Origin of the sequence: Thermogutta sp. (assembly GCF_014359955.1) — a bacterium.
Classification (GTDB): Bacteria; Planctomycetota; Planctomycetia; order Pirellulales; family Thermoguttaceae; genus Thermogutta.
Window position 1 is genome coordinate 1 of the sequence record NZ_JACIYL010000087.1, and the last position, 9,699, is coordinate 9,699.

The window sequence follows — 9,699 nt, forward strand, 5'->3', positions numbered from 1 at the left end:
CGTGAAATGGCCCAAAACGGGCGAAGATAAGAGAACCAGCGACATTTGGATAAATACGTGCGACTGGCTAAGATAGAGTGTGGACCGGGAAGACAGATCTTTCCGGCCTGTGTGGGTGTTTTTGTCGGCTGTCAGGTCAACTCAAGGCGCATCGCAGGATAGCAGGAAAAGCGGATGGCTCTTCGGCGGATTGGTCAAATTCTTGTGGACCTGGGCTTCATCACGGAATCCCAGCTTGAAATGCTCCTTGAGGAGCAGAAACAGCATAAAGGCGAGCTCCTGGGGCAGATTGCGATTCGGATGGGGCTGATCAACGATGACCAGCTTGCCCAGGCGCTGGCGGAACAGTTCAACCTGCCGGTAGTTCAGCTCAACGAACTCACCATCCCACCGGAGGTCCTGAACCGCATCACCGAGCCGATGGCTCAGCTCTACAAAATCGTGCCTATTTCTTTTCATGATAACACATTGACGATCGCGATGTGCGAACCCCAGAAACTGTCCGTGATCGACGAGTTGCGGAGTTTTTTGGGGTACGAGATCCGGCCGGTGGTCACCACCGAGCGTCAGATCGAACAAGCGCTGCAACGCTACTATTCGGGGGCGGAAAGCATTGAGGGGATTATCGAGGAGTTGGAGAAAGACAGTGAGCTGGTCAAAGCGGCCCAGAGCTTGGAACAGGACGGCCCCATCGACCTGAGCAGTGTGGAGGCCCTCGCGGAGAGTGCCCCGGTCCGGCGGCTCCTCAACATGGTGCTCCTCATGGCCATCAAGGAGCACGCCAGTGACCTGCACTTTGAGCCGTTCGAGAACGAATTCCGGATCCGCATCCGCTCCGACGGTGTGCTCTACGAAATGGTTCCCCCGCCCCGGCATTTGGCGTTCGCCATCACCACGCGGATCAAAGTGATGGCCAACCTCGACATTGCCGAGCGTCGTCTGCCGCAGGACGGAAAAATCCGTCTCACGGTGGGTGGCCATCCCGTCGATTTACGGGTGAGCGTTCTGCCCACCATGTTCGGAGAGAGCTGCGTCCTTCGGGTTCTGGACAAGTCCGTGGTGATGCTCGACCTCAATCAGGTGGGGATGGACCCGACGACGCTGGCGCAGTTCCGGGAAGTGATTCACCGGCCCCACGGGATCGTACTGGTGACCGGTCCCACCGGTTCGGGAAAGACGACCACGCTCTATGCAGCGCTCAACGAACTGAACACCATTGAAGACAAGATCATCACCACCGAAGACCCGGTGGAATACACGATCGACGGCCTCGTGCAGATTCCCATCGATCCGGACATCGGAAACACGTTCGCCAATCTGCTTCGCGCCATTTTGCGGCACGATCCGGATATCATTCTGGTGGGCGAGATCCGTGACCTGGAAACGGCGGAAATCGCCGTGCAGGCGGCGTTGACCGGGCACATGGTGTTCAGCACCCTGCACACCAACGACGCGCCCAGTTCGATTGCCCGACTCCGCGACATGGGCGTGCCGCCGTTCCTCATCACGGCCACCGTGGAAGCCATTCTCGCCCAACGGTTGGTTCGCAAGATCTGTCCGGAATGCCGGGAACTCACCGTGCCTAGCACAGAGGCCCTGGCAGACTTGGAAATGACGCCCGAGGACGTGGTTGGAAAGACGTTTTATCGCGGTCGCGGCTGTGCCAACTGCAACAATACCGGCTTTAAAGGCCGCACGGGTATTTTCGAACTGATGCCCATCACGGAGGAAATCCGTGAACTTATTCACCGGGGGGCCTCGACGGAAGAGCTCCGGGATGCGGCCATCCGCGCAGGCATGAAGACACTGCGTCAGGATGGCCTGGAAAAGATCTACCAGGGGATCACCACGGTGGAAGAGGTCGTCCGCGAAACGACCATTGAAGCGTGATCAATGCCTATTTTGTGGCTTGAGCATCATCCGACTGAGCGGCAGCGAATAATAGAAAGGCAAGCGGTTCGGAAAGAGTGGGATCGGCTGAGTCGGGCGAGGTGACACATCCGGTGTCCCTGCCCCGCAGTGTGAGGACCAGGCCATGCCGAAGTTCCAGTTCGAAGCCATGGACGCCACCGGACAGGAGATCCGGGACGTCATTGAGGCGGCAACCCAGGAGGAAGCCGAACAGACGATCCGCCAGATGGGGTATTACATCACGCGGATCGCCCCACAGAAGGAAAAAAAGGAAAAGACCGCCAAAGCGAAATCGCGGAAGACGTTTTCCATTGGCCGGGTCAACGCCAAGACACTGACCACGTTCACCAAGCAACTCTCGGTGCTGCAGGACGCTGGGTTGCCGATTTTGCGAAGCCTGAAGATTCTCGAGGCCCAGGCCAAGCCCTCCCTCTTTGGAAGCCTCAAGAACTGTCTCATCGACGTCATCGAGGAGATCGAGGGTGGGGCGACGCTCTCCGAGGCCATGGCCAAGGCCCCCAAGGCGTTCGACCGGCTGTACGTCAACATGGTCAAGGCCGGTGAGGCCGGTGGTGCTTTGGAAGTCATCCTTCGCCGTCTCGCGGAATTTCAGGAACGGTCACTCTGGTTGAAGCGGAAGGTCAAAGGCGCGCTTGTGTATCCGATCGCCGTGATCGTGTTCGCGTGCCTCATCCTGACCTTCATCATGATCAAGATCGTGCCTCAGTTCCAGAAAATCTTCGAGGAATTTGAGACCGACCTTCCCGTCCCCACGCAAATCCTCATCAACGTGTCTCAGACGATCATCCACTGGTGGTTTCTGCTGCCGGGGATTCCGCTCGGCATCTGGTTGTTTATCAAGTTGATGAACATGTTCCCGTACTGTCGCTTCGGATGGGACCTGTTCAAATTGCGGCTGCCGATCTTCGGCCAGCTCGTGGAAAAGAACATCATCGCGCGAACCACGCGGACGCTGGGCACCCTGGTGGCCAGCGGTGTGCCCATCCTCGAGGCCCTGACAATCACGCGGGACACCGCCACCAATGCGGTGTTTGAGCGGCTGTACCAACGGGTGCTGGATGCGATTCGGGAAGGTGAAACGATCGCCAAGCCACTCAAGGACAATTCACGTCCCGGCTTCCATCCCGTCACGGCGTTCTGGTTCTTTTTCTTCCTGGGTGGACCGATCGGCTTGCTCCTGTACCTCACCCGGTGGAACAACCCCATCATGGAAGACATCGCCATCAATATGGTGGACGTGGGTGAGGAGACGGGCGAGCTCGACACAATGCTGTACAAGATCGCAGACAACTACGACGAGGAAGTGGCGATCATCACCGAAAGCCTCCTCAGCCTGTTTGAACCGGTGCTGATCATCGTGCTGGGATGCATGGTGGGATTTATCGTGATCGCCCTCTTCCTGCCGTTGATCGCACTGATTCAAAAACTGTCCGGTTGAGAAACAGGGTCTTCGGGAAGAAGACCGGCACGGAGGGACGACTCATCGGGCCAGCCAGCAACCGATGGTGCCTGGGCAAGGGCACCTTTCAGGTCGGGAGATTGTGTTCACTTGTGCAACACAGGCGTCTCGCTGGTGCGTGGGAAAAAGTTCTGCCCTTTAGCCCAACAGGGTCAGCTTCCCAGGACGATCCCCCACCGGGAGCGCTCGATGGTTATCCGCTTGTTTCGTCAATTGCAAAGAACCGGCGCAATCACGCCTCGTGATGGCGCGTTTTTGGCGACATAGACCGCCTGGTAAGGCAAGCCCCTTTACAATGATCGTGGAGACCAGACAGGCACGAAACTCGGGAGATCGGTTATGAACGGCGTAGAAATGGTGAGAATCCCCCCTCGGCCGGAGCATCGCCGGAAAAACAGGGGTTTCACCCTGGTTGAGTTGCTCACGGTCATTGTGATTATCGGGATTTTGATAGCGCTCATCTCGGCGGCCACCATCACAGCCCGTGCCAGGGCCCGCGAGGCGGCCATCTATACCCAGATCAAACAACTGGAAGCCGCCCTCATGGAATACAAGAACCAGTTCGGTGAGTTTCCTCCCGATTTTTCGGGTCCCAACCGCAATTTGGACATTGAACGCCACATCCGGCGGCGATGGCCGAGATTCAGGGTGGATACCTCGGATCCCACCGTCATCAATTCGCCCACCCCGCTCTACGAGACGCTGAAGAAGCGGCTTGCCAGCGAGTACAACATCGATCTGGACGCGCTCGATGCCCGCAGCGCCCTCGTCTTCTGGCTGGGGGGTTTGCCCGATATCAAGCCGGGCGATCCCTTCCTGCAACCGGGGAGCGTTTACAAGCCGGTGGGATTCCACGCGGATGAGGCCAATCCCATCCAGCGTGGCGAGCCGCGAGCAGGCAGCCTCTTTGAATTCGATCCAACGAAAATCGCCTGGACGGGATCACCCATCTCCGTCATGACCTACGTTCCTGACACCCGCATCGTCTCCGATTCCAACCAGCCGCCGAGCGTGGTCTATTTTCGTTCCGAGCGAGCCCCCGACGGCACCCGCACGTATGCAACCAAAGTCAACCTCATTCCTCTTGGCTGCGTGCCCTATCGAGTGAGTACAAGCGAAAACTGGCGGAATCCGGATTCGTTCCAGCTCATCCATCCAGGGCTGGATGGCGATTACGGTGGTCCGCGGCAGCCTGACCCAACCACCTGGCCGATCAGCGACAATGGCGTCAACTTCACTAAAGGTGACTACGATAACATCACGAATTTCGCCACCCGGCTGGAGAATGAAATCAAATGACGGGGAAGACGTACACCACAATCCGGTCTCTCCTCGGGCGAAGGCGGCGGTCCTTCACGCTGGCGGAGCTGATCGTCACCATCGTGATCATCAGCATTTTGATGGGGATCACCTGGGGAGCGATTCTCCGCGTGCGGCAGCAAGGTCGCGTGGCCAAAACCAAGGCCACGATCGCCAAGATCAACCAGATCATCATGGAGCGCTACGACTCCTATCGCACCCGCCGGGTTCCCGTTGACACCCGCGGGCTGCCTCCTCTGGTGGCGGCCAAATTCCGTCTCTGGGCCATCCGCTGCATCATGGCCTGGGAAATGCCGGATCGGCTGAGCGACGTCACCTGGCCAGCCAACGATCCCAATAACCTGACCCCGGCCGATGAAAATCTCCCCATTTCGCTCACGCTGACTTTGCCCAACGGGCAACCGGTCACCCGCTCGATGACGCGAACAGCTCTCGCCAGGCGGTATTTTCGTCGCTTCCTCCAGAAGATGCCGAGCGGTCAGCACTCGCCGGCGGAACTGCTTTATCTGATCGTGACGGAAGGGTCGCCGGGCAGCCGGGAACTCTTCGCGGAAAACGAGATTGCGGACACCGACGGGGACGGCTATTTCGAGTTTGTGGACGGCTGGGGCCATCCCATCTATTTCATCCGCTGTCCGGTGGCTTTTCCCGACTCCGATATCCAGCTCAGCCCCACGGCGAGTGCCGAGGAAAAGCAGGCCGACCACGATCCGTTTGATCCGCTCCGTGTCGATCCGGGAGCCTGGCGGGTGGTCCCGCTCATTTATTCCGCTGGTCCAGACGGGTTTTACGGATTGGACCTTCAGGGCCAGCTTGGATATTTCGCCAACTGGGATAAATGGTACACGCTTCCCGTGGGAGCACCCGCCGACGATCCCAACAATCCGGATGACTACCTCGGGTGCCATCAGGACAACATTCACAACCACCGTGCGGAGACCATGCCATGACCGGCTGGTGGGTGAGGATTCCTGTGCGTGAAAAGCCGATCCGCGACGGGCGGCACGGTGTGACGCTCATCGAGCTGCTCGTCGTCATCACGATTCTGCTCATCCTTCTTGCGGTGATGGTGCCGCGAATACGGCCGATGATGGAGCAGCGGCGGATTCGTGAGGCATCGCGAACGGTTTCGGCGTTCTTTTATGCCGCTCGCAATCGTGCCATGGAGATCGGTCGGCCGGTCGGCGTGTCCATCGAACGTCTGAAAATCCAGCCGGAAGCCGCGGTGACCCTACGGATGGTAGAAGAACCACCAGCCTACGCGGGAGATGTCATCGGGGCCCGCGCCATCGTCCGGCGGCTGGGAACGAGCACGGTCTTTCAGGTTCGCCTCAACACGGCCGAGGTCGCAAGCGTGCTCACCCAGACCCTTCCCGTGGCGGTGGGAGATGTCATCACGTTCGAATCACAGGGGGTGCGTTACCGGATTGTGGGCCTGGATCTGAACGGAGATGGCAATGCCGACGCAGATTCCGACAATTTGATCGGCGATCCCAACTTCCCCGTTCAGAGCACGCCGTTCGCGGTGCTTCTGGTGAAACTCGAAGATGTGGCGGACACACCCTGGCCGGCAACGACCAACCCGTCGGCTCCCTTCCCGCCTGAAAACCCCGCCAACGGGATCGGTTCGCGCCCGGTGACATTCCAGATCTATCGCCGCCCCGAATCGACCGCGGCGGCCCCCGTCCGATTGCCAACGGGAACAGTGATCGACCTGTATTCCTCGGGCACCGACAGCATGGTCATGATGGGAAATCCCAGTGGTTTCGTCCCTGTGGACCACAACACGAGCACTTCCGAAGTCGAAGATCCGACCCCTGTCATCGTGCTCTTTGCCCCGGACGGTCGCGTCCAGCGGGTGTTCTATGAGAACACGCAATCGGCAGTCACAGAGCCGATCTATTTCCTCATCGGGCGCTGGGAGCGGATGCCTGCCCTGGCAAGTGCACCACCGAACCCGCGAGGTCCGTCTCTGGCCGAAGACGGTCTCTACAACTGGCAGGACATCACCAATTACTGGCTGGTGATTAATCCCAATACGGGTTTGGCCGTTACTGCCCCGGTGAGCGGTACCACGATGGTCAATAACGTGAAGGTTCCCAACGATCTGTACGCGGCTCGCAATGATGCCCGACTGATGAAAGGCGTGGGAGGACGCTGAGGTGATTCATCCTGGGACAACCCTGACGCCAACGGCGACCCGCCCGGAACTCTCCCCCGCGGGGAAGCGCGGCGGCTTCAGTTTGCTGGAAGTCCTCATCGCCATGTTCATCCTCACGGTGGGGATGCTGGGGATCGCCGCCGTGGTGGTGATCGGCAATATGTCGGCGATGCGGGCGCTGATTGCGGATCGTACAGCCACCGTCGGGCGTAATGCCCTTTCTGAAGTCCGTGTTCGCGAATGGCTGGAGCCTGTGCGATGGCTCACCGTTCAGGGTTCACCGGTTGTGTCAAGTCGGGACCAGCCTTTGCCGCTCGGTGAGTCCTTCTGCATCGACCCCCTGTACATCGCCCAGATCAACAACCAGCAAGGCGCTGTGCCCAACGCTCGATCCGCGGACCTGGCCCGATTCCCTTACAATCCCCCGGGTACCGCATTGAGCATGCTTCGGGTTACCGTCAACATTGCGGCCAATCCAACGCTGGCGGCAAACGTCCAGGCGATCCTTATGAACCCGCAGATCTGGCAGCGTATCGTGGTGGGCGAAGATGACCTGGTGTTCGACCCAAGCCGACTGACCCGGCCACGGTTGCTGTTTCGAACGGACACGGGAGCGGCGGTTCCATTGCCCACTTTGCCAGGCGATACCGGGTCGGGCAATCCGCTCTATGCCGATTACCAGGGGATGTACTCCTGGATGATCACGGTGGTTCCCCAGGTGCCGAGAAGTCCCTCCGGCACGCAGAAATATCTCGTTTCTGCCGTGGTCTTTCGCGATCGCAATTTCCTGTGGCGCGATGATCCCGCAGCGGAAGTTCCCGGAGAGCGAGTGGCCACGGCGAATTTTCTGGGTGGGGGCGATCTGCGGCTCTCCATTCCCACAAGTCGCGTCGCGGATGCCGCTCAGGCCGACGCCTACCTGAGGGTCCCGGAGGGCCAGTACATTCTGCTGGCCGGGCGCGCCCTCGTCAGCAGCAACCCGCAGGAGTGGCAGAACGTGTTTCTGTGGTATCGGGTAGTGGCTGCGGGAGACGTGGTCAACCAGAACCAGAGTTATTTCCGAGAAATCACCGTGGCGGGACCGGACTGGAATATTTCCTGGTGTCTTCGCACCAATAACGATACCGATGGGGATGGCGTGCCCGTAGAAACTCAGGCCGTGCTGTGCACCAACGTTTACGGCGTGTACACCGAGGTGATCGACCCGGAAATCCTGAGCCGCGCGTCGTTCGCTGCTCGCTGAAGCGTCCCGGTGGGTGGGTCCCCGCCGAGATGCTCGGACGCACCGGCCAGACACGCCGCAACACATTCACGGCAGCCAGGGCCCGCCAAACGGCGAACCCATCCCGGATGTTTGAATGAGAGCGCGACAGCCATCCCGGTCGCCCAGGGCAGGCGGACCGGAGAGCAACATTCGAGGTACATGAACATGAGGATCCAGGCCAAACCGACACCACGAAAAGGCGTTGTCCTGCTTTTGACGCTGGCGATCCTCTCGGTATTCGGGCTGATTGTGCTGGCCTACGTGGTCCTGACGGGACACACCCGGCGGGGAGCGGAGGCCGCCAAACGCTTCCAGGAGCAGTACGACCCACCCGACCAGACGATCATGCAGGTAGCCCTGGACGTGATCCGCGGCTCCAATAACCCCCACTCCTCCATCTGGTGCCACAGCCTACTGGAAGACGTTTACGGAGAAAAATGGGTGGCGGGGGCGATCCCGCCCTTTTCTCCGCCGACCCCTCCCACCCTTATTCCCGTAGCTGGCGGACAGATCTGGGGTTTTCTTCCCAATTTCCCGAGTCCCGAACGATGGGTCGGTTGTCCGCTCACTTTCCTCACGCCTCCGGTAGCGGGAATCACCACGCGAATCGTGGACTATGATGCCGTCAACAATCGGCTCCTTGTGGTGGCGCCCGAGAGCGTTTCCTTTGCCGCTGTCCAGAACAAGTTGCAGAGTGGCCAGGTCATCAACTATCTCGTCGATGGTCGGGCCTTCTCGGGCACGGGCGTTGGATTTAACAACACGGATCGCCTGGCCGCTACGGATCTCCAGGGCATGCCCTATGCCCTTACCCCAAATGCCGCCGTCAGAGAATTTCTCCAGCAATATGCGGGCCCTGACGGCGTGCCCGGCACCGCAGACGATGGCCTTCTTTCTGCCAACGAAGACTACGATGCGGCCGACTACCAGAATATGTTTCTGGCGATGGTGCTGCCGCACCCTGCCACCGGAGAGTCGCTTGTGCCGGAACCGTCCTTCCATCGGGTGTCGCTCATCGCCTACTGGTTCAACCAGGCGATCAACGGCAACATCATCAACTGGGGCTCGATCAGCGACCCGGCCGTGCGGTTCAATTACCTTCTGCGTCCAGAAACAATCCCCGACCCCCAGGTGCGACGCCAGGTGGCCCTGTTTGAGCGGAAATTCATTCTCCGGCCTCTTCGCGTGTTCCACCCCAACTTCGACGGCAGTAATCCGAGCTACCAGCCGGGATTCGATGACACCAACAACGATGGTCAGCCGGATTCGCTCCTGAGCATCAATCCCAATTCATGGCGATGGGATGTGGACAACGATGGCGACGGCGTGCCGGACAGCATCTGGGTCGATGTGGGGCTGCCCATCCGTCAACTGCCCGATGGAAGGCGCTACAAGCCCCTCGCCGCCATCCTCTGCGTGGATTTGGACGGGCGACTCAATCTCAACGCCCACGGCTCGCTCGTCCAGGCCGACCCGCGGTATTATCAGCAGGACACCCTCAACGTCGATGGTGCTCCTGTGGGAGCGAACTGGATCCTCGCTGCCGGCCCGGACACCAACACC

7 protein-coding genes are annotated in these 9,699 nt (G+C 59.6%); all 7 read left to right on the plus strand.

Annotated elements, in window-relative coordinates:
* Positions 1 to 174: 174 nt before the first annotated feature.
* Entirely contained in the window at positions 175 to 1,890 is a 1,716-nt protein-coding gene (locus H5U08_RS04495; protein ID WP_297030664.1) for an ATPase, T2SS/T4P/T4SS family, read from the plus strand.
* Positions 1,891 to 2,035: 145 nt separating this feature from the next.
* Positions 2,036 to 3,370: a type II secretion system F family protein gene (locus tag H5U08_RS04500; protein WP_297030666.1), complete on the plus strand. Its 1,335-nt coding sequence runs from the start codon at positions 2,036 to 2,038 to the stop codon at positions 3,368 to 3,370.
* Between the two features lie 360 nt (positions 3,371 to 3,730).
* The gene (locus tag H5U08_RS04505) at positions 3,731 to 4,690 is read left to right on the plus strand and encodes a prepilin-type N-terminal cleavage/methylation domain-containing protein (RefSeq protein ID WP_297030669.1); all 960 of its coding nucleotides are present in this window, start codon (positions 3,731 to 3,733) and stop codon (positions 4,688 to 4,690) included.
* Positions 4,687 to 5,661: a prepilin-type N-terminal cleavage/methylation domain-containing protein gene (locus H5U08_RS04510; RefSeq protein ID WP_297030672.1), complete on the plus strand. Its 975-nt coding sequence runs from the start codon at positions 4,687 to 4,689 to the stop codon at positions 5,659 to 5,661. Before H5U08_RS04505 ends, H5U08_RS04510 begins: the two co-directional genes overlap by 4 nt.
* On the plus strand, positions 5,658 to 6,872 hold the full coding sequence (locus H5U08_RS04515) for a prepilin-type N-terminal cleavage/methylation domain-containing protein (protein WP_297030675.1): 1,215 nt from the start codon (positions 5,658 to 5,660) through the stop codon (positions 6,870 to 6,872). The genes H5U08_RS04510 and H5U08_RS04515 overlap by 4 nt, the downstream gene beginning before the upstream one ends.
* Before the next feature lies 1 nt (position 6,873).
* Positions 6,874 to 8,115: a prepilin-type N-terminal cleavage/methylation domain-containing protein gene (locus tag H5U08_RS04520; RefSeq protein ID WP_297030677.1), complete on the plus strand. Its 1,242-nt coding sequence runs from the start codon at positions 6,874 to 6,876 to the stop codon at positions 8,113 to 8,115.
* Between the two features lie 186 nt (positions 8,116 to 8,301).
* On the plus strand, positions 8,302 to 9,699 hold a 1,398-nt coding region (locus H5U08_RS04525), incomplete at its 3' end, for a hypothetical protein (RefSeq protein ID WP_297030680.1).